The following is a 19163-nucleotide window of genomic DNA, read 5'->3' as shown; positions in this document are numbered from 1 at the left end:
CCAAATTAATATGTGCAAAGAAAAAGCCGCGTTATACCGATTTTCTGCGAGCTTGGAGAAATTGATGGGGTGGCGCCGGCGAGCGCAATCGACTTCTCTATTGGGGCACCTGCGGTACGACCTTGCGTGCGAGCTCTATGGCAGCCGAATTGGCTTGATCTGCCGACAATCTCAGCACCGCAACCTGCAGCGTGTTGTCTCTATTACCAGCGGCGAACTCGACCGTGCCGTTGCCGAGCAGGCGCATGCCATCAGGGCCCGGCTTGGCGGGGTTGGGGAAGCCGGCTTCTGGTGGCGGCAGGGTGTTGTGCAGGGCCGTGCCGGGCTGACTGATTTCCAGAGTTATCGACTCTTCTGTCGAGGTGTTCTGCCAAGTGCAGCCACCCATCCGGGGATCCTTCGGCGCGCCGGGCTTACCTGAAACGGAAACGCCGAGTATCGACGAAACATCTTGTGCCGACAGCATCGAACACGCATCGATCGGCTTGGCGGTCGATGCTGTGCTCGGCGTAGCTTTGTCCGCACCACTCCCAGAAGCACCGGTCGGACCGCTCTGTGACTGACAGCCCGCCGCCGCACAGCTGAGCGCCACCGTGGCGACCAACACCCGACAGGTTGCGGACGCCGCGCCCGGGCGCTGGGCGTGTCGCCCAGGTTGCCGCTCGCACTCCGGCGTGGAATGCATATCCATCCTCATGAGGATTCCTCGTGGTCGTCTGGTCAGGGATGTCGAATCATCGATTGGCGACGCTACGTCGATGTTTCGGCCGTCGAATCAGGGATATCCCTACACTCTCGAAAGCCGCTTTCAGATCAGACAAGCCCGGTATGCAGTAGGGAAAACCCTGATGCCGAGGATCGCCGACGTCTATATCCTGACAACAATGGCGATCACTGGGCCTGAACCACAACGGTTCCTCGTCGAGTGGTACGGACCACGAACATCCGCACACTCGATCGGCGATATCGTCGATCGTCTGAAGAGCCGTGCTGAATTAATGTCGACTCGTGGGACGCTCGTCGAGCTTCTGACGGCGATGACGGTGCCCGACGACAATTACACGTTCGCTGTCTTTGCTGCCGGCTCAGCCGAGATAGTTGCGCAGATCTGCGGTGACGTCGGCGCGCCCGCGGAACGGATCAGCTGCGGCGTCGGTTGGGTGCGGCCACTGGACTGCTGACGGGACCGGCTCGACGGCGTAACCCTTGGCTCACTCGACGTTTCAGGAGAAGGTGGTCTGCGCGCAGGTGCTCGGGGACGTGATGTTGACCCCGGAATAGACCACCTGGATGTGGGTGCAGGCGATGACGTTGTTGTCGGTCTTGGGCTGGCCGGTCTGCCAATCGGTGGAGTCGATGCGCCCGGTCGTCTGGTACTTGTCCGGCGGGCCCTCTCCCATGTAGATCGTGGTGATCTCGTCGGAACCCATTGACTTCATCACCCGCTCGTACTGGCCGGTGGCGTGCGCGTCGAGGTAGGCCAGCCGGTTCGAGGACCGGATCTCGGTGGTTTGCCGGGCCCAGAGGCCGGGCGGGAAGCCGGTCACCCCATCGGGGGTCAGCATGTCCGCCCCGGCGGTGAAGTCACAGTGGCCGTCGGCCTTGAAGCAGTTGAGGATGGCCCGCGTCTCCAGCTGGTTGGGCCCATCCAACGGGAACAGCGTGGTGGCGGTGTTGCTCGCCGCCGCGCACACCCCGGCGGGCAGGAACATGGGCAGCACTGCGACGACTGCGAATCCCGATACCAGCCGCATCATCGATGCTTCCCTTCCCTCTGACCACAGGGTGAACTTAGCCCCGCGACTACTCGTCGTAGGTGACTTCTACCGAATCAGAATCCGGGTGAGATTGACAGGCCAAGATCAGGCCCTCGTCCAGATCCTGCTGCTCGAGCACGTCGTTGACCTCCATGCTCACGTTGCCGCTGCGCAACGTGCAGGCACACGCGCCGCAGTGACCCTCCCGGCAGGAGAAGGGGGCGTCGAGACCCTTGGCCAGCAGCACGTCGAGCAATTTGGCGTTGCGCGGCCACGACACGGTATGGGTTTCGCCGTCGAGCTCCACCACCGCGGTCGCGGGGGGCTCGTCACCTTCGGCGGTGTCCTCGATCTTCACCGCCGCGAACGGATCGGAGTCCAGCGACTTGAACACCTCGATATGTATCTGCGCCGCAGGCACTTTCAGTGTTTCCAGGGCTTCTTTGGCCGACTCCATGAATGGCCCCGGCCCGCAGATGTAGACGGGCCGATCCGTATAGGGGGCGGCCAGCTTGGCCAGGGCGCCGACGCTGGGCAGGCCCTGCAGCGATTCCAGCCAGTGCAGCACGGTCAGCCGTTCGGGATATTTGGCGGACAGCTCGCGCAGCGCGTCGGAGAAGATCACCGAACGGTCGTCGCGATTGGCGTAGACCAGCGTCACCTGCCCGCTGCCCTCGGCAAGCGCCGACTTGCAGATCGACATGATCGGGGTGATCCCGCTGCCCGCGGCCATCAGCAGGAAGTCGTCGCCCAGCGTTTTGGGCACGAAATTGCCCGACGGGGCCAGCACGTGGATCCGCATGCCCGCCCGGGCGTGATCACACAGCCAGTTGGACGCGTAGCCGTCCGCGGTTCGTTTGACCGTGACCGTGAGCGCGTCGTCGGTGAACGGCGAGCTGCACAACGAATAGCAGCGGGCCACCGACCCGGTGCGCTCGCTGGGAACGCGCAGCGTCAAGAACTGGCCCGGGGCGTACCGCAACCGCTCGGGCGGGATGTCGGGGTCGCCCGCGTCGTCCGGTACCGCGAACACCAGCGACCGCGCATCGTCGGTCTCGGCGATGACCTCGGCGACCTGCAGTTCAAGGACGTGGTCACCGAGTGGCTCGTCGGGTGCTTGGTCCAGATCCGCCTCGGTCAAGGCCCGTCCCTTCCTTTCGTCACAACTAGAACATGTTACAGAAAACCGGATTCGTATCGCTACCAGCCGCAGGAATACCCTGCTCGACACAAATCGGAACGTGTTCTAGTCTCTGGTGTAAGTCCGCTGAGTAAGTCTGGCGCAGGAGGCAAACGTAAGTGACGTCCATTCAACAGCGTGATGCGCAGTCGGTTTTGGCTGGCATCGATGATCTGCTCCCGCGGATTGCCGAACGCGCTCAGGCGACGGAAGACCTGCGGCGGCTGCCCGACGAGACCGTTCAGGACCTCGAGGACGTGGGCTTCTTCACCCTGCTGCAGCCCGAACAATGGGGTGGATTGCAGTGCGATCCGGCGCTGTTCTACGAGGCGGTGCGGCGCCTGGCCAGCGCGTGTGGTTCCACCGGTTGGGTGAGCTCGATCATCGGCGTGCACAACTGGCATCTGGCGTTGTTCGACCAGGAGGCGCAGGCCGAGGTCTGGGGCGAGGACCCCAAGACCCGGGTCTCCTCGTCCTACGCCCCGATGGGCGCCGGCGTGGTGACCGATGGGGGTTACCTGGTCAACGGCGCGTGGAACTGGTCCTCGGGCTGTGACCACGCGACGTGGGCCTTCCTCGGTGGCCCGGTGATCAAGGACGGACGTCCCGTCGACTTCGGGAGTTTTTTGATCCCGCGCAGCGAATACCGCATCGACGACGTGTGGCATGTCGTCGGCTTGCGTGGCACCGGCAGCAACACCGTCGTCGTCAAGGATGTCTTCGTGCCACGGCACCGGTTCCTGTCGTACAAGGCGATGAACGACGGCACCGCGGGCGGGTATCAGACCAACACCGCCCCGGTCTACAAGATGCCTTGGGGCACAATGCATCCCACCACAATCTCAGCGCCGATCGTCGGGATGGCCTACGGGGCGTACGACGCGCACGTCGAGCACCAGGGCAAGCGGGTGCGGGCGGCGTTCGCCGGCGAGAAGGCCAAGGACGACCCGTTCGCCAAGGTCCGCATTGCCGAAGCGGCCAGCGACATCGACGCGGCGTGGCGCCAGTTGAGCGGCAATGTCGCCGACGAGTACGCGCTGCTGTCCGCCGGCAAGGAGATCCCGTTCGACCTGCGTGCCCGCGCTCGCCGCGACCAGGTGCGCGCCACCGGTCGTGCGATCGCCTCCATCGACCGGTTGTTCGAGGCTTCCGGTGCCACCGCTTTGGGCAATGACCAACCGGTGCAACGGTTTTGGCGTGACGCGCACGCCGGCCGGGTGCACGCGGCCAATGACCCCGAGCGGGCCTACCAGATCTTCGGGAACAACGAGTTCGGGTTGCCGCCCGGCGACACCATGGTCTAGCCCATGACCGCGACAACGGGGGAATTGACCTTCGAGTCCACCTCGCGCTTTGCGGAGGTCGACGTCGACGGACCGCTGAAGCTGCACTATCACGAGGCGGGCGTAGGTAACGACCAGACGGTGGTGCTGCTGCACGGCGGCGGCCCGGGCGCGGCGAGTTGGACGAACTTCTCCCGCAACATCGGAGTGCTGGCGCAGCAATTTCATGTGCTCGCCGTCGACCAGCCCGGGTACGGCCACTCCGACAAGCGTGCCGAGCACGGGCAGTTCAACCACTACGCGGCGCGGGCACTCAAGGGCCTCTTCGACCAATTGGGGTTGGGACGTGTTCCGCTGGTGGGCAATTCGCTGGGCGGTGGCACCGCGGTCCGGTTCGCCCTGGACTACCCGGATCGGGCCGGGCGCCTCGTGCTGATGGGGCCCGGCGGGGTGAGCGTGAACCTGTTCGCGCCCGACCCGACCGAGGGTGTCAAGCGGTTGGGCAAGTTCTCGGCGGAACCCACCCGCGAGAACCTCGAAGCGTTTTTGCGGGTGATGGTCTACGACCAGAAACTGATCACCCCCGAGTTGATCGATCAGCGTTTCGAACTGGCCAGCACGCCCGAAGCGCTGACGGCGACCCGCGCGATGGGAATGTCTTTCGCCGGAGCCGATTTCGAGCTCGGCATGATGTGGCGCGAGGTGCATCGGCTGCGCCAGCCGGTGCTGCTGATCTGGGGCCGCGAGGACCGGGTCAACCCACTGGACGGTGCGTTGGTCGCACTGAAAACCATTCCGCGTGCGCAGCTTCACGTTTTCGGGCAATGTGGCCACTGGGCACAGGTGGAGAAGTTCGACGAGTTCAACACGCTCACCATTGATTTCCTGGGAGGTGCGCGATGAGCATCCGCTCTCTGGGCTATCTGCGTATCGAATCCACCGATATGGCGGCCTGGCGTGACTACGGCCTGAAGGTCCTCGGCATGGTCGAGGGCAAGGGCGCAAGCGAAGGTGCGCTGTATCTGCGGATGGACGATTTCCCGGCCCGGCTGGTGATCGTCCCCGGCGAGCAGGACCGGCTGATCGAAGCGGGCTGGGAATGCGCGAACGCCGCCGGCCTGCAAGAGATTCGGAACCGGCTCGACGTCGAGGGCACGCCCTACAAGGAGGCGACCGCCGCAGAACTGGCCGATCGCCGGGTCGACGAGATGATCCGGTTCTCCGACCCGTCCGGCAACTGCCTGGAGGTCTTCCACGGCGCCGCCCTCGAGCACCGCCGGGTGGTCAGCCCGTACGGGCACAAGTTCGTCACCGCCGAGCAGGGCTTGGGGCACGTGGTGTTGACCACCCGTGACGACGAAGAGACATTGCACTTCTACCGGGATGTGCTGGACTTCAAGCTGCGTGACTCGATGCGGCTGCCGCCGCAGGTGGTGGGCCGGCCCGCCGACGGGCCGCCTGCCTGGCTGCGGTTCCTGGGCTGCAACCCGCGTCACCACAGCCTGGCCTTCATGCCCGGCCAGACCCCCAGCGGCATCGTGCACCTGATGGTCGAGGTGGAACAAGCCGACGACGTGGGTCTGTGTCTGGACCGCGCGCTGCGCCGCAAGGTGCCGATGTCGGCGACGCTGGGCCGCCACGTCAACGACCTGATGCTCTCCTTCTACATGAAGACACCCAGCGGATTCGATATCGAATTCGGCTGCGAGGGAAGACAAGTCGAAGACAACGACTGGATCGCCCGGGAGAGCACCGCGATCAGCCTGTGGGGTCACGACTTCAGCGTCGGCTTCAAGGGCTAGTTCGAGGCCGACTATGACCGCCGCGCCGATCGACCCGCGCACGTTCCGCAGCGTGCTGGGCCAGTTCTGCACCGGGATCACCATCATCACCACCGTGCACGACGACGTCCCGGTCGGCTTCGCCTGCCAATCCTTTGCGGCGCTGTCGCTGGAGCCACCGCTGGTGCTGTTCTGCCCCACCAAAGTGTCGCGGTCCTGGCAGGCCATCGAGGCCAGCGGCCGGTTCTGCGTCAACATGCTCACCGAGCAGCAGAAGCACGTCTCGGCCCGATTCGGCTCCAAGGAGCCCGACAAGTTCGCCGGGATCGACTGGCACCCTTCCGAACTCGGGTCGCCGATCATCGATGGTTCACTGGCCTACATCGATTGCACGGTCGCCTCAGCGCACGACGGGGGCGATCACTTCGTGGTGTTCGGTGCGGTGCAATCGCTTTCGGAGGCACCCAAGATCAAGCCGCGGCCGTTGCTGTTCTATCGCGGTGAATACACCGGCATCGAACCGGACAAGACGACGCCCGCACAGTGGCGCGACGATCTGGAAGCGTTCCTGACCACGACCACGCAAGACACCTGGCTGTAGAACCTCGCGCACTCGCGGTGCGCGGCTTCCTAGGTGGACGTGTTGCGATGGCTGCCGGCGTCGCGGTCGGTGGCCGACATGTCCACCGTGGGGGAGTTGTCCGCGATCGGCTGCTCCTGGCTCCACGCGTCGCCGCGGTCGGTGGCGGGTTTGTCGGTAACTGAGTCCGTTTCGGCCTTCACTCTCGGGTCAAGGCTGTCGGCATGCTTCCACTGCTCGCCCAGCTGTTCGCGTGAGGACGCCGCTTCGGTCTGATGCGCTGACGCCCGATCGTGGAGTCGGGCGGCTTCTGCCGCCTTGGCCTCGGCTTCGGCCTGCGCGGCACGGGCTTTCGCGGCCGTCTCCGCGGCCAGCGCCTCGCGGCGCTCAACCTTGGCGGTCTCCAGCTTGGCCTGCTCGCGAATCCCCTCGGCCTCCCGCTCGCGGCGGCGCCTGTTCGCTCTGCGGGCAGCGATGACCAGGGCGATGATCACAAGGACGGCCACGACTGCGGCGATGACGATCCAGACGGTGTTGCTGGTGTTCATGATGGACTCCGTTAATCGGTGTGGGAACCGCAAAGGCCCCGTTCGGCGGGTTGCCATATTCGAAAGGAATGAAACAACCGATGCCGACGCCCGCTACGTCGTCCGAAGGCCGCGGGTCAGAATGGTGTCATGACGCTGGATCTGGGCGCGTACTTCGGCCGCATCAACTACCGCGGTCCCGTCGAGCCGAACCTCGAAGTGCTGCAGGACCTGATGACCGCGCACACCGGCGCGATCCCCTTCGAGAACCTCGATCCGCTGATGGGGATCCCGGTCGATGACCTGAGCCCGCAAGCCCTGACCGACAAGCTGGTCCACCGTCGCCGCGGGGGCTACTGCTACGAGCAAAACGGCCTGATGGGGTATGTGCTGGCCGAAATCGGTTTCCGGGTGCGGCGGTTGGCCGGCCGAGTGGTCTGGATGCTGCCGCCCGACGTGCCGCTGGGAGCCCAGACGCACACGGTGCTGGCGGTGACGTTCCCGGGCTCGCAGGGCTCGTTCCTGGTCGACGTGGGATTTGGTGGCCAGACGCTGACGTCTCCCATCCGCCTGCAGACCGGGAACGCCCAGCAGACCACACACGAGCCGTACCGGCTGAACGATCGCGGCGACGGCCTGATTCTGCGAGCACTGATCCGGGGAGAGTGGCAACCGCTGTACATCTTCGGTACCCAGACCGTGCCCCAGGTCGACCTGAGGGTGGGCAGCTGGTATGTCTCCACGCACCCGTCGTCGATGTTCGTGACCACCCTGACCGTTGCGCTGACCACCGACGACGCGCGCTACAACCTAGCCGGGCGAAACCTGACCATTCACCGCGCCGAGGGCAGCGAGAAGATCCGCCTCGACGATGCGTCGGCGGTCCTCGACGTGCTCAATGAGCGGTTCGGCATCGACGTGGCGGGTATGGGAGACCGGTCCGCGCTCGAGGCGCGCGTCGCACAGGTGCTCGACGCTTAGGCGGCCTGGTTCGCTTTGCTAGCGGGCCGAAAGCCACGGGCCGAGTCGCCGCACCGCTTCCTCGATGTCGTTCGTCGGACCCGCGAACGACAGCCGCACGAACGAATTTCCGCGCGTGGTGTCGAAGTCTATACCCGGTGCGATCGCAACGCCGGTCTCTTCCAACAGCTTTGAACAGAACTCGATCGAGTTGTCGGTGAATTCCGAGACGTCGGCGTACACGTAGAAGGCGCCATCGGTGGGGGCCAGGCGCTCGATGCCGATGCTGCGCAGCCCGTCCAGCACCAACGAACGATTGGTGGCGTAGTGGTGCAGGTGGCCGTCGGCTTCGGCCGTCGCCTCCGGGGTGAAGGCCGCCACCGCGGCGAGTTGTGACAGCACGGGCGGACAGATGGTGAAGTTCCCGGTGAGGCAATCCACCGCGCGGCGTAGCTCGGGGGGCACCAGCAGCCAGCCCAGGCGCCAGCCCGTCATCGCGTAGTACTTCGAAAAGCTGTTGACCACCACGGCGTTTCGCGAGGTCTGCCACGCGCAGCTGGTCTGCGGTGCTCCTTGGTACACCAGGCCGTGATAGACCTCGTCACTGATCAACCGCACCCCGGCCGCATCACACCAGGAAGCGATGGCTGCCAGTTCGGCCGGTTCGATGACGGTGCCCGTGGGGTTGGCCGGGCTTGCCACGATGACGCCCTGCACCGGGGGGTCGAGTTCGGCGAGCATCTGCGCGGTCGGCTGGAAACGCGTCTGTGGCCCGCAGGGTATCTCCACCACCTCGCAACCCAAGGCCGACAGGATGTTTCGGTAACACGGATAGCCGGGGCTGGCCAGCGCCACCCGATCGCCGACGTCGAAGCACGCGAGGAAGGTGAGCAGGAAGCCGCCCGAGGAGCCGGTGGTGATCACCACCGCGTCGGGTTCGACGTCGAGCCCGTGTTGGCGTCGGTAGTCCGCGGCGATCGCGGCACGCAGCTCGGGGATGCCCAACGACACCGAGTAACCCAGCTCGTTGGAACGCACGGCAGCAGCCGCGGCCGCCCGCACCGGCTCGGGTGCTCCCACGCTGGGCTGGCCCGCCGACAGGTTGACCAGGTCGCCGTGGCTGCGCTGGCGTTCCGCGGCCGCCAGCCAGACATCCATCACATAAAACGGTGGGATGCCGGCGCGCACTGAGACACGGTCGGTCACGGCGTCTTGAGTACCTCGGATTCCAGGCGCCTAAGCAGTTCTTGCGGCGAATCCAGCAGGTGTGCGCTGCCGTGGGCGCGTTTGAAGTACAGGTGCATGTCGTGTTCCCAGGTGATCGCGATGCCGCCGTGCAGCTGGATCCCCTCGGCGGCCACGGTGTTCAGCGCCTCGGTGGCGGCCAGGCGGGCGGCCGCGGCGTTGGTGGGGGTGGGGTCATCGCCTGCGTCGGCGACGACGGCTTTGGCCGCGGCGACGGTGACATACAGATCCGCCATCCGATGCTTGAGCGCCTGGAAGCTGCCGATCGGGCGGCCGAATTGCACTCGGTCCTTGGCGTATTCGACGGTCAGTTCCAAACACCGCTCGGCGGCACCGATCTGCTCGGCGGCCAGCAGGATGGCCGCCTTGTCCGCCAGGCCCGGGTCGGTGCCGATCGACTCGGTCTCCTGCGCCTTGACCCGCGCCAGGCGCCGGGTCGGGTCCATGGTGGCGACCGGCTCCGCGCCGAACCGCGTCCACCTGCTCAGCCGGCCGTCCTCGACGGCGACCACGACGTCGGCGACATCGCCGTTGACGACGTAGTCGGCGTCGAGCACCAGCGCGCCGATCGAGCTGCCCTCGGCGAGGCCTTCCAGCGTCGCGGCGTCCGGCTCGGGTGCGCTCAGCAACGCCAGCTCGGCCAGCGTCGTTCCCAGCAGGGGGGAGGGCACCAGGGCGCGACCCAGCTCCTGCAAAACTGCTGCCGCATCGGCCAATTCGCCGCCCGCGCCGCCCAACTCCTCGGGGATCACCAGGGCCGCGGCGCCGACCTGCTCGCACAGCAGCTGCCAGAGCGATTCGTCGTAGCCGCGGTCGGACTCCATGGCCGCGCGCACGGCCGCCGGACCGGCGTGCTTGGCCACCAGAGCGGCGACGGTCTGTCGGAGTAGCTCGCGTTCTTCGGTGGTGGTCATAGCGTCTCCAGCACTCGCCGCCGATGTTCCTCGGGCGTACCCCAGGCGGACCGCAATGCCTGCACCCGCAGCAACAACAGCGAAAGATCGTGCTCCTGGGTGAAACCGATTGCGCCATGGGTCTGCAGCGCCGACCGCGCCGCCAACAGGCCCGCCTCGGACGCGGCCGCCTTGGCCGCGCTGACGTCGCGCGCGTCCATCGTCAGCGCCGCGCCGTACACCAGCGGACGGGCCAGTTCGATGGCGATGTGCACGTCGGCGAGCTTGTGCTTGATCGCCTGATACGAACCGATCACCCGACCGAACTGGGTGCGTTGCTTGGCGTAGTCGACCGCCCCGTCGCGCAGCGCCTCTGCCGCCCCGATCAGCTGTGCCGCGGTCGCCAGTGCGCCGAACTCGTAGGCGCGCTTGACTGTTCCTTTCGGGACCTGCCAGCTCGTGCCGGTCGCGGTCACTTCGGAGAGCCGGCGGCTGGGGTCGACGGACTTGTGAACGTCCCCAGCTGTCGCCTCGCTGACGCCGGCGGCCCCATTCTCAGTGGCCAACAACACCAGCCCGGCCACGTCGGCATCCACGGCGCGCGGCACCTGCGGCGGCAGTGCGACGGTGGCGATCAGTTCACCGGACGCTAATTCGGCGCAGCGGTCGGCATGATCGCCAGAGGCGAGCAAAACTGGTGCCACAGCGATGGATTCGGCTACCGGGCCCGGAACGCACCAACGTCCGAGACGCTCGATGGCCACGACGAGGTCGACCGGGTGGGCCTCGATGCCGTCGTATTTCTCCGGCACGGCCAAGGCGGTGACGCCCAGGTTGGCCAGCTGCTCCCACACCTTGCGGCCCGGTGCGGTATCGCCCGCGGACCACGCGCGCACCGCGCCGGGCAGATCCGCCGCGCCGAGCGCGGCGTCGATGCTCGACGCGAAGTCGCGCTGCTGTTCGTCTAGCGCAAATTTCACTTCTTGCCCCCGGACTTTTCGCGCGGCAGTCCCAGCAACCGCTCGGAGATGATGTTGCGCTGGATCTCGTTGGTGCCGGCGTAGATCGGGCCGCCCAGCGCGAACAGCAGACCCTCGGTCCACCGGCCCGCGAGTTCCCCGTCGGCGGCCAGCAGGTCGAGCGCGGTCTGATGCAGTTCGACGTCGAGGTCAGACCAGAACACCTTGGTCACCGACGATTCGGCGCCCAGCTCACCGCCGAGGGCCAGTCGGGTCACCGTGCCGAAGGTCTGCAGCCGGTAGGCCTGCGCCTTGATCCATCCGTCGGCGACGCGGTCGGCGAATGCGTCGGGAGAGCCACTGTCCTTCCACAGCTGGACTAGCCGCTCCGCGGTGGCCAGGAAGCGGGCCGGGCTGCGCAGTGACATGCCACGCTCGTTGCTCGACGTGCTCATGGCCGCCCGCCAGCCCTCGTGCGGCGTACCGATCACGTCCTCGTCGGGCACGAAGACGTCATCGAGGAAGATCTCGCCGAAGCCGGTGTCGCCGCCCAGCTGGACGATGGGCCGCACCGTGACACCGTCGGCCTTCAGGTCGAACATGAAGTACGTCAGCCCGTTATGTCGTTCGGCACCGGGGTCGGAGCGGAACAGTCCAAAACCCCGCTCGGCGAACGGTGCTCGCGAACTCCAGATCTTCTGCCCGTTGAGCAGCCAACCGCCGTCGGTCTGGGTGGCGGTGGACCGCAGTGACGCCAGGTCGCTGCCGGATTCGGGCTCCGACCATGCCTGCGCCCAAATCTCTTCCCCGCTCGCCATTTTCGGAAGGATCCGGTCGCGCTGTTCTTCGGTGCCGTGCGCGAACAGCGTCGGCGCCAGCATCGAGGTGCCGTTGGCGCTGGCCCGGCCCGGCGCATCGGCCCGGAAGTACTCCTCTTCGAACACCAACCAGTGCAGCAGCGGTGCATCGCGACCCCCGTACTTCTTCGGCCAGTTGATCACCGAAAGACCGGCGTCGAACAACACCCGGTCCCAACGCCGGTGCTGATCAAAGCCTTCGGCGTTGTCGTATGACTTCGTCGGGATCGAATCGGCGTTGGCCGACAAGAATTCCCGGACCTCGGCCTGGAAGGCCAGGGTGTCTTCGTCCAGTTCCAGATCCATCAGTCCAGCTCCCGCAGTTGTGGTTTGACCACCTTGCCGCCGGCATTGCGCGGCAACGCGTCGACGAACCGCACCGAGCGCGGCGCCTTGAAGTTCGCCAAATGCTCACGGGTGTAAGCGATCACCGATTGCTCGTCGAGTTCGGCGCCGGGCCGGGCCACCAGATACGCCCGGCCGACTTCGCCGAGCCGCTCGTCGGGAACTCCGATCACCGCGGCGTCGGCCACGCCGTCCATTCGGGCCAACACCTGTTCGACCTCGGCGGGATAGACATTGAATCCACCGCAGATGTACATGTCTTTCAGCCGATCGGTGATGCGCAGGTTGCCGGCGGCGTCGACGGCGCCGATGTCACCGGTGTGCAGCCACCCGTCCGCGTCGATGGCGGCCGCGGTGGCCTCCGGGTCTTCCAGGTAGCCCAGCATCACGTTCGGACCGCGCAGCAAGACCTCGCCCGATTCCCCGGGCGTCTCGGCGTCGATGCGTAGTTCGAAGTCGGCGAACGGGCGGCCGCAGGTGGTGGCCACGGTAACCGCGTCGTCGTCGGCGCGGCACATGGTCCCCATGCCATTGGCCTCGGTCAGCCCGTAGGCGGTCAGCACGATGTCGATGTCGAGCTCGGATTGCATGCGCTCGACCAGCACGACCGGCACGGTCGCGGCCCCGGTCACCGCGAACCGCAGTGAGCTTAGGTCGTAGTCATTGCGTGCCGGATGGTCCAGCAGCGTTTGGTAGATGGTGGGCGGCCCGGGCAGCACGGTGATGCGGTGCTGCTCAATGGCTTGCAGCGCGCGCAGCGGGTCGAAGGTCAGATGGGGGATCAGCGTCGCGCCGGTCTGCAGGCAGGCCAGGATGCCGGCCTTGTAGCCGAAGTTGTGAAAGAACGGGTTGATGCACAGGTAGCGGTCGTCACTGGTGATCTTGCCGTTGGCCGCCCAGGACGCCGAGGCCGACAGGGACTGCCGGTGTGCGCACAGCACGCCTTTGCTGCGTCCGGTCGTACCGGACGTGAAGAGGATGTCGCTGACGTCATCGGGAACGACGGCGGACGTACGGGCGGCGACCGCGTCGAGGTCGCCGCCGCGGGCGATGAATTCGTCCCACGTTCCGTCGTCCGCGTCGATCGGTATCCGCACGATGTGCCGCAATGCGGGCAGCGCCGCACGGTCCAGATCGGCAAGGCGATCGTTACCCAGGAATCGGCCCATTCCGAACAGGACCGGCGCGCCGGTGCGGGCCAGGATGTCGCTGGCCTCGGCGGCGGTGTATCGGGTGTTCAGCGGCACCATCGCGGCCCCGGCGTGGTGGATGGCCAGGCAGGCCACCACCCAATGCCAGGTGTTCGGCGACCAGACGGCCACCCGGTCACCCGCCCGCACGCCGAGGTCGATGAGGGCGGCGGCGGCCCGATGCACGTCGTTGCGCAAGCCGGCGGCGGTGAAGGACCGGTCGTCGGTGATCAACGCGTCGTGATCGGGCAGCTGGAGCGCGAAACGATCCAGCGCCGCGGGCACCGTGCGCGGATCGTTGGTCATCGAAAGCTCCTGTAGCGACGCTAGCGCGATGTGATCGCTCGATTTCTCCTCACGCCGCTCCGCGGCGCATCGTCACCGAGCTACAAAGCAAGTGCTTGGTAGGTTAGCCTACAGGGCATGCAGGACGTCGAGGAGTTCCGGGCGGAGGTCCGTCAGTGGCTCGCCGACAATCTGGTCGGCGATTTCGCAGCGCTCAAGGGTCTCGGCGGGCCCGGACGCGAACACGAGGCGTTCGAAGAGCGCCGGGCTTGGAATCAGCATCTGGCCAAGGCCGGGCTGACTTGCCTGGGCTGGCCGGTCGAGCACGGCGGCCGGGGTCTTTCCACCGCGCACCGGGTCGCCTTCTATGAGGAGTACGCCAAGGCCGATGCGCCGGACAAGGTCAACCACTTCGGCGAGGAGCTGCTCGGCCCCACGCTGATCGCCTTCGGAACGCCCGAGCAGCAGCAGCGCTTCCTGCCGAGGATCCTCGATGTCACAGAGCTGTGGTGCCAGGGATATTCGGAGCCTGGCGCCGGCAGTGACCTGGCCAACGTGGCGACCACCGCGGAGCTCGACGGCGACGAGTGGGTGATCAACGGCCAGAAGGTGTGGACGTCGTTGGCACACCTGTCGCAATGGTGCTTCGTTGTCGCGCGCACCGAGAAGGGCTCCAAGCGTCACGCCGGCCTGTCGTATCTGCTGGTTCCGCTGGATCAACCGGGCGTGGAAATCCGCCCGATCGTCCAGATCACCGGCACCGCGGAATTCAACGAGGTGTTCTTCGACGACGCCCGCACCGAGGCTTCTCTGGTGGTCGGCGAACCCGGCGACGGCTGGCGGGTCGCCATGGGCACGCTGACCTTCGAGCGGGGCGTGTCAACCCTCGGGCAGCAAATCCGCTACGCCCGTGAGCTTTCCAACCTGGCCGAGCTCGCCCAGCGCGCCGGCGCCGCCGACGACCCGTTCATCCGCGAGCGGCTCACCCGGGCGTGGACCGGCCTGCGGGCCATGCGCAGCTACGCTTTGGCCACCATGGACGTTGAGCAGCCCGGCCAAGACAACGTGTCGAAGTTGTTGTGGGCCAACTGGCATCGCGATCTGGGCGAGCTGGCCATGGACGTCATCGGCAAGGCGGGACTGACGCTATCCGACGGCGAATTCGACGAATGGCAACGGCTGTTCCTGTTCACCCGCGCCGACACCATCTACGGCGGATCCAACGAGATCCAGCGCAACATCATCGCCGAGCGGGTGCTCGGCCTACCTCGAGAGGTCAAAGGATGAGCGCTTGCGCGAAGACGCAGGAGGAAGCATGAGTCTGTCCGAAGCCCCGAAAGAGATTGCCGGACACGGTCTTCTGCAGGGCAAGGTGGTGGTGGTCACGGCGGCCGCGGGCACCGGTATCGGTGCGTCGACGGCACGACGGGCACTGGCCGAGGGAGCCGACGTGGTGATCTCCGACCACCACGAACGCCGGCTGGGGGAGACCGCCGACGAGCTCACCGCGCTCGGGCAGGGCAGGGTCGAAAGCGTGCTGTGCGACGTGACGTCCACCGCGCAGATCGATGCGCTGTTCGCGTCGGCCACCGCGCGGATGGGACGCATCGACGTCCTGGTGAACAACGCCGGGCTGGGCGGACAGACGCCGGTGGTCGACATGACCGACGACGAATGGGACCGCGTCCTGGACGTCACCCTCACGTCGGTGTTTCGTGCCACCCGAGCCGCGCTGCGCTACTTCCGCGAAGCGCCGCACGGCGGGGTGATCGTCAACAACGCCAGCGTCCTGGGCTGGCGGGCTCAGCACTCGCAGGCGCACTATGCGGCCGCCAAGGCCGGCGTGATGGCGTTGACCCGTTGCAGCGCAATCGAAGCCGCTGAGTACGACGTCCGGATCAACGCCGTGTCACCGAGCATCGCGCGACACAAGTTCCTGGAGAAGACGTCGTCGTCGGAGTTGCTGGACCGGCTGTCGGCCGGCGAAGCCTTCGGTCGGGCCGCCGAACCGTGGGAGGTGGCGGCCACCATCGCGTTCCTCGCCAGCGACTACTCGAGCTACTTGACCGGCGAGGTCATCTCGGTATCCAGCCAGCATCCGTGAGCTGCGATATCGCTGACTAGCGCAAGCCCGCGACGTGTTTACAATTGTCGACCAACGCGGTTGACGCAGGTGGGAGGGCGCAGTGAGCGACGGACCGGGTCATCGACCGTGGGGTGAGAACCCGCCTCCGGCAAGCGCACCCGGTCAGCCTCCGGGTGCCCCCTGGCAATCCGACGCGGGCTGGCCGCAGCAGTGGGGTCACGGGGGTCAGGCAACCCCTTTTGAGCAGCCCGCATACGGGTCGTGGTCCTCGCCACCGCCGGTCACCGTCGCCCACTTCAACGGGCCGCACGGCGGCCCCGGTCGGCGCAACCGCAAGCCGTTGATCATCGGGCTGAGCGTGGCCGCCGTCGTGCTTGTCGTGGTCGTCATCGCCGTGATCGCGGTAGTCAGCGGCGGCGGCGGATCCGGCAGCGCCGGTGATGCCGCCAAGGGCTACCTCGAAGCGCTTGCCCGCGGCGATGCGCAAGCCGCGTTGACGTACAGCACGGACCAGCCGGCGTCGAAAGAGTTTCTGACAGACGACATCCTCAAACGGCAGATCGCGCGGTGGCCGATCACCGACATCAAGATCCTTGACGACAATTCCGCTCGCGGTTTCGGTTTCGGGCAGGTACATGTTTCGGCGAAATTCGGCGACAACACCTCGGATGTGACCATGTCGATCAAGAAGGCCGGCAACGACTGGAAGCTCGACCACGCCGCGATCAAGGTGGACACGCTCAACGCGGGCATCGAGCAGGCCGCCGTCAAAACCGCGACGTTCTTCGGCAAGCCCGTCGGCACCGCGCCGATCTACGTCTTTCCCGGTTGGCTCGATGTCGCCAGCAGCAACCCGAATTTGGCCGTCAGCCCCAAAAAGCCCTTCCTGCTTGACAATCTGACGACATCGGGTGGGTACTTCAACGACCTGGAATTCAAACTCAGCGACAACGGGTTGTCCGCGACCAGTTCCGCGATATCGGCGGCGCTGGGGAATTGCGCGAACTCGACCCAGCTGCGACCGGCCGACTGCCCCCAGCACGCCTTCGACTACGACCTGGTGGACGGGACCGCGGCCTGGGGTAAACCGGACCTCAGCGGCCTCAAGATCAATCTGTTCGACCCCTTCCGTCTCGAGGCGTCCTTCTCCGGGTCGGTCAACTTCCCGCTGACCGCCCAGACCCGATCGGGCGGCACCAAAACGAGCGTTGTGAACACCTTCGTGTCCGGCAACGCCGACGAGTCACAGAGCCCGCCGGTGGTCTCGCTGCGCTGACACCCTTGGCGACGCCCGGACGAAAACCCACACCCGGTGGCCAAGCAAGCGCTTGGTTGATACTCTGATCGGGTGGACCGAGTGCCCGGTCAGGCCAACAGCCGGCGAGACGAGCTCCTGGAGCTTGCCGCGACGATGTTCGCCGAGCGTGGACTGCGTGCCACCACCGTTCGCGACATCGCCGACAGCGCCGGCATTCTGTCCGGCAGCCTGTATCACCACTTCTCCTCCAAAGAGGAGATGGTCGACGAGCTGTTGCGAAGTTTCCTGGACTGGTTGTTCGCCCGCTACCGCGAGATCGTGGACAGCCAGGCCAACCCGGTGGAACGGCTCAAGGGATTGTTCATGGCCTCATTCGAGGCGATCGAGCACCGGCACGCGCAGGTCGTCATCTACCAGGACGAAGCCCAACGGCTCTTGTCCCAGCCCCGGTTCTCCTACATCGAGGACATGAACCGGCAACAACGCAAGATCTGGCTCGAATTGCTCAATCAGGGCGTCGAGCAGGGCTGCTTTCGGCCCGACCTCGACGTCGATCTGATCTACCGCTTCATCCGGGACACCACGTGGGTCTCAGTGCGCTGGTATCAGCCGGGCGGACCGCTCACCGCCGAACAAGTCGGTCAGCAATACCTCGCCATCGTTCTTGGCGGAATTACCAAAGAAGGAGTCTGAAAGATGGCAGAGGCATACGTCATCGACGCTGTGCGTACCGCGGTCGGCAAACGCGGCGGCTCGCTGGCCGGGATACATCCTTTGGATCTGGGTGCCCTGGGATGGCGCGGACTACTCGACCGGGTCGACGTCGACCCCGCTGCCGTCGATGACGTGATCGCCGGCTGTGTCGATGCCATCGGCGCGCAGGCGGGCAACATCGCCCGGCTCTCCTGGCTGGCCGCCGGCTATCCCGAAGAGGTTCCCGGCGTCACCGTCGACCGGCAGTGTGGCTCCAGCCAGCAGGCGATCTCCTTTGGTGCACAAGCGGTCCTGTCCGGTACCGCCGATCTGATCGTCGCGGGCGGCGTGCAGAACATGAGCCAGATCCCGATCTCGTCGGCCATGACGGTGGGCGAGCAGTTCGGCTTCACCTCGCCGACCAACGAATCCAAGCAGTGGCTGCACCGCTACGGCGACCAGGAGATCTCGCAGTTCCGCGGCTCGGAGCTGATCGCCGAGAAATGGAACCTGTCGCGCGAAGAGATGGAGCGCTACGCGCTGACCAGCCATGAGCGCGCGTTCGCGGCCATCCGCGGTGGTCACTTCGACAACGAGATCATCACCGTCGAAACGGAATCCGGACCGTTCCGGGTTGACGAGGGGCCGCGCGAGTCGTCGCTGGAGAAGATGGCGGGGCTCAAGCCGCTGGTCGAGGGTGGCCGGCTGACGGCGGCCATGGCGAGCCAGATTTCCGACGGCGCCAGTGCGGTGCTGCTGGCGTCCGAAAAGGCCGTCAAGGCACACAATCTGACGCCGAGGGCCCGCATCCACCACATCAGCGCTCGCGCCGCCGACCCGGTCTTCATGCTGACCGGGCCCATCCCGGCAACCCGCTACGCACTGGACAAAGCCGGGCTGTCCATCGACGACATCGACACCGTCGAGATCAACGAGGCGTTCGCGCCGGTGGTGTTGGCCTGGCTCAAGGAAATCAAGGCGGACCCACAGAAGGTCAACCCCAACGGTGGTGCGATCGCGCTCGGCCATCCGCTGGGTGCCACCGGCGCCAAGCTGTTCACCACCATGCTCAATGAGCTGGAGCGCATCGGCGGCCGCTATGGCCTGCAAACGATGTGCGAAGGTGGCGGCACGGCCAACGTCACGATCATCGAGCGGCTGTAATCCCGACGCACGCCCCTGTAGCGCAACACTGAAGCTACCCACACGACGCGCCGCGCACAGTGCGCGTAGCTTCAGTCTCGGCGCGCATATGCCTGGCCCATGTTTCGATTGCCGGGCGGC

General features: G+C 66.1%; 20 protein-coding genes. 11 read left to right on the top strand and 9 right to left on the bottom strand.

All coding sequences use genetic code 11. The annotated features are described in order from the left end of the window. Nucleotides 1-97 precede the first annotated feature (97 nt). Nucleotides 98-604: a hypothetical protein gene (locus A5782_RS26190; protein WP_197694222.1), complete on the bottom strand. Its 507-nt coding sequence runs from the start codon at nucleotides 602-604 to the stop codon at nucleotides 98-100. A gap of 244 nt (nucleotides 605-848) precedes the next feature. Between A5782_RS26190 and A5782_RS13905 the strand changes: the two genes are divergently transcribed. After that, complete coding sequence (locus A5782_RS13905) at nucleotides 849-1181, top strand: hypothetical protein (RefSeq protein WP_156623934.1); 333 nt, start codon at nucleotides 849-851, stop codon at nucleotides 1179-1181. 42 nt (nucleotides 1182-1223) lie between these two features. On the opposite strand, the gene A5782_RS13900 is transcribed toward A5782_RS13905, so the two are convergent. Both A5782_RS13900 and A5782_RS13895 read right to left on the bottom strand, forming a co-directional pair. Further along, complete coding sequence (locus A5782_RS13900) at nucleotides 1224-1757, bottom strand: hypothetical protein (protein ID WP_067100713.1); 534 nt, start codon at nucleotides 1755-1757, stop codon at nucleotides 1224-1226. A gap of 46 nt (nucleotides 1758-1803) precedes the next feature. Beyond that, complete coding sequence (locus tag A5782_RS13895) at nucleotides 1804-2898, bottom strand: ferredoxin--NADP reductase (protein WP_067100710.1); 1095 nt, start codon at nucleotides 2896-2898, stop codon at nucleotides 1804-1806. Nucleotides 2899-3056: 158 nt separating this feature from the next. Between A5782_RS13895 and hsaA the strand changes: the two genes are divergently transcribed. The 4 genes from hsaA to hsaB are packed head-to-tail and all read left to right on the top strand — an operon-like array spanning nucleotide 3057 to nucleotide 6602. Next, nucleotides 3057-4241, top strand: coding sequence for a 3-hydroxy-9,10-secoandrosta-1,3,5(10)-triene-9,17-dione monooxygenase oxygenase subunit (gene hsaA, locus A5782_RS13890; RefSeq protein ID WP_067100705.1), 1185 nt, complete (start codon nucleotides 3057-3059; stop codon nucleotides 4239-4241). 3 nt (nucleotides 4242-4244) lie between these two features. After that, on the top strand, nucleotides 4245-5123 hold the full coding sequence (gene hsaD, locus A5782_RS13885; RefSeq protein ID WP_067100701.1) for a 4,5:9,10-diseco-3-hydroxy-5,9,17-trioxoandrosta-1(10),2-diene-4-oate hydrolase: 879 nt from the start codon (nucleotides 4245-4247) through the stop codon (nucleotides 5121-5123). Continuing rightward, entirely contained in the window at nucleotides 5120-6022 is a 903-nt protein-coding gene (gene hsaC / locus A5782_RS13880; protein ID WP_067100697.1) for an iron-dependent extradiol dioxygenase HsaC, read from the top strand. The genes hsaD and hsaC overlap by 4 nt, the downstream gene beginning before the upstream one ends. A 13-nt stretch (nucleotides 6023-6035) precedes the next feature. Continuing rightward, nucleotides 6036-6602 (top strand): 3-hydroxy-9,10-secoandrosta-1,3,5(10)-triene-9,17-dione monooxygenase reductase subunit, encoded by a 567-nt coding sequence (gene hsaB / locus A5782_RS13875; RefSeq protein WP_067100693.1) that lies wholly within the window; start codon nucleotides 6036-6038, stop codon nucleotides 6600-6602. A 29-nt stretch (nucleotides 6603-6631) separates the two neighbouring features. On the opposite strand, the gene A5782_RS13870 is transcribed toward hsaB, so the two are convergent. Next, complete coding sequence (locus A5782_RS13870) at nucleotides 6632-7129, bottom strand: hypothetical protein (protein WP_067100690.1); 498 nt, start codon at nucleotides 7127-7129, stop codon at nucleotides 6632-6634. A gap of 129 nt (nucleotides 7130-7258) precedes the next feature. On the opposite strand from A5782_RS13870, the gene A5782_RS13865 reads away from it, so the two are divergent. Further along, nucleotides 7259-8089, top strand: a complete 831-nt coding sequence (locus A5782_RS13865; RefSeq protein WP_067100687.1) for an arylamine N-acetyltransferase — start codon at nucleotides 7259-7261, stop codon at nucleotides 8087-8089. An 18-nt stretch (nucleotides 8090-8107) separates the two neighbouring features. On the opposite strand, the gene A5782_RS13860 is transcribed toward A5782_RS13865, so the two are convergent. The 5 genes from A5782_RS13860 to fadD3 are packed head-to-tail and all read right to left on the bottom strand — an operon-like array spanning nucleotide 8108 to nucleotide 13863. Continuing rightward, nucleotides 8108-9274 (bottom strand): pyridoxal phosphate-dependent aminotransferase, encoded by a 1167-nt coding sequence (locus A5782_RS13860; protein ID WP_067100684.1) that lies wholly within the window; start codon nucleotides 9272-9274, stop codon nucleotides 8108-8110. Then, nucleotides 9271-10227 carry an acyl-CoA dehydrogenase family protein gene (locus tag A5782_RS13855; protein WP_067100680.1) on the bottom strand — a complete coding sequence of 319 codons (957 nt, stop codon included), beginning with the start codon at nucleotides 10225-10227 and terminating at the stop codon, nucleotides 9271-9273. Before A5782_RS13855 ends, A5782_RS13860 begins: the two co-directional genes overlap by 4 nt. Further along, a complete protein-coding gene (locus A5782_RS13850) occupies nucleotides 10224-11186 on the bottom strand; it encodes an acyl-CoA dehydrogenase family protein (protein ID WP_067100677.1) in 963 nt (320 codons plus the stop codon). Before A5782_RS13850 ends, A5782_RS13855 begins: the two co-directional genes overlap by 4 nt. Next, on the bottom strand, nucleotides 11183-12328 hold the full coding sequence (locus A5782_RS13845) for an acyl-CoA dehydrogenase family protein (protein ID WP_067100673.1): 1146 nt from the start codon (nucleotides 12326-12328) through the stop codon (nucleotides 11183-11185). Before A5782_RS13845 ends, A5782_RS13850 begins: the two co-directional genes overlap by 4 nt. Further along, nucleotides 12328-13863 carry a 3-((3aS,4S,7aS)-7a-methyl-1,5-dioxo-octahydro-1H-inden-4-yl)propanoate--CoA ligase FadD3 gene (fadD3, locus tag A5782_RS13840; RefSeq protein ID WP_067100669.1) on the bottom strand — a complete coding sequence of 512 codons (1536 nt, stop codon included), beginning with the start codon at nucleotides 13861-13863 and terminating at the stop codon, nucleotides 12328-12330. Before fadD3 ends, A5782_RS13845 begins: the two co-directional genes overlap by 1 nt. Nucleotides 13864-13980: 117 nt before the next feature. Between fadD3 and ipdE1 the strand changes: the two genes are divergently transcribed. The 5 genes from ipdE1 to fadA6 all read left to right on the top strand — a co-directional run bounded on the left by ipdE1 (nucleotide 13981) and on the right by fadA6 (nucleotide 19043). Beyond that, nucleotides 13981-15129 carry an acyl-CoA dehydrogenase IpdE1 gene (ipdE1, locus tag A5782_RS13835; protein WP_067100664.1) on the top strand — a complete coding sequence of 383 codons (1149 nt, stop codon included), beginning with the start codon at nucleotides 13981-13983 and terminating at the stop codon, nucleotides 15127-15129. A 28-nt stretch (nucleotides 15130-15157) separates the two neighbouring features. Beyond that, nucleotides 15158-15946, top strand: a complete 789-nt coding sequence (ipdF, locus tag A5782_RS13830; RefSeq protein WP_067100661.1) for a (5R,7aS)-5-hydroxy-7a-methyl-1-oxo-2,3,5,6,7,7a-hexahydro-1H-indene-carboxyl-CoA reductase — start codon at nucleotides 15158-15160, stop codon at nucleotides 15944-15946. A gap of 82 nt (nucleotides 15947-16028) precedes the next feature. Continuing rightward, complete coding sequence (locus A5782_RS13825; RefSeq protein WP_067100657.1) at nucleotides 16029-17204, top strand: DUF4878 domain-containing protein; 1176 nt, start codon at nucleotides 16029-16031, stop codon at nucleotides 17202-17204. 72 nt (nucleotides 17205-17276) lie between these two features. Further along, nucleotides 17277-17879 carry a TetR family transcriptional regulator KstR2 gene (gene kstR2, locus A5782_RS13820; RefSeq protein ID WP_156623933.1) on the top strand — a complete coding sequence of 201 codons (603 nt, stop codon included), beginning with the start codon at nucleotides 17277-17279 and terminating at the stop codon, nucleotides 17877-17879. Nucleotides 17880-17882: 3 nt separating this feature from the next. Beyond that, complete coding sequence (gene fadA6 / locus A5782_RS13815) at nucleotides 17883-19043, top strand: steroid 3-ketoacyl-CoA thiolase FadA6 (protein ID WP_067100651.1); 1161 nt, start codon at nucleotides 17883-17885, stop codon at nucleotides 19041-19043. Nucleotides 19044-19163: the final 120 nt, after the last annotated feature.

This window comes from Mycobacterium sp. 852002-40037_SCH5390672 (assembly GCF_001665875.1).
GTDB lineage: Bacteria > Actinomycetota > Actinomycetes > Mycobacteriales > Mycobacteriaceae > Mycobacterium.
The sequence above is the reverse complement of the archived record's forward strand: the minus strand, read 5'-3'. Positions and strand labels throughout refer to the sequence as shown.

Excerpts from the sequence above, each read along its gene's own strand:
- A5782_RS13900 (WP_067100713.1), bottom strand. The coding sequence starts at position 1,757 with ATGATGCGGCTGGTATCGGGATTCGCAGTCGTCGCAGTGCTGCCCATG.
- A5782_RS13870 (WP_067100690.1), bottom strand. The coding sequence starts at position 7,129 with ATGAACACCAGCAACACCGTCTGGATCGTCATCGCCGCAGTCGTGGCC.
- ipdE1 (WP_067100664.1), top strand. The coding sequence starts at position 13,981 with ATGCAGGACGTCGAGGAGTTCCGGGCGGAGGTCCGTCAGTGGCTCGCC.
- fadA6 (WP_067100651.1), top strand. The coding sequence starts at position 17,883 with ATGGCAGAGGCATACGTCATCGACGCTGTGCGTACCGCGGTCGGCAAA.
- ipdF (WP_067100661.1), top strand. The coding sequence starts at position 15,158 with ATGAGTCTGTCCGAAGCCCCGAAAGAGATTGCCGGACACGGTCTTCTG.
- hsaB (WP_067100693.1), top strand. The coding sequence starts at position 6,036 with ATGACCGCCGCGCCGATCGACCCGCGCACGTTCCGCAGCGTGCTGGGC.
- A5782_RS13855 (WP_067100680.1), bottom strand. The coding sequence starts at position 10,227 with ATGACCACCACCGAAGAACGCGAGCTACTCCGACAGACCGTCGCCGCT.
- hsaD (WP_067100701.1), top strand. The coding sequence starts at position 4,245 with ATGACCGCGACAACGGGGGAATTGACCTTCGAGTCCACCTCGCGCTTT.
- fadD3 (WP_067100669.1), bottom strand. The coding sequence starts at position 13,863 with ATGACCAACGATCCGCGCACGGTGCCCGCGGCGCTGGATCGTTTCGCG.
- A5782_RS13905 (WP_156623934.1), top strand. The coding sequence starts at position 849 with ATGCCGAGGATCGCCGACGTCTATATCCTGACAACAATGGCGATCACT.
- A5782_RS13865 (WP_067100687.1), top strand. The coding sequence starts at position 7,259 with ATGACGCTGGATCTGGGCGCGTACTTCGGCCGCATCAACTACCGCGGT.
- hsaC (WP_067100697.1), top strand. The coding sequence starts at position 5,120 with ATGAGCATCCGCTCTCTGGGCTATCTGCGTATCGAATCCACCGATATG.
- A5782_RS13845 (WP_067100673.1), bottom strand. The coding sequence starts at position 12,328 with ATGGATCTGGAACTGGACGAAGACACCCTGGCCTTCCAGGCCGAGGTC.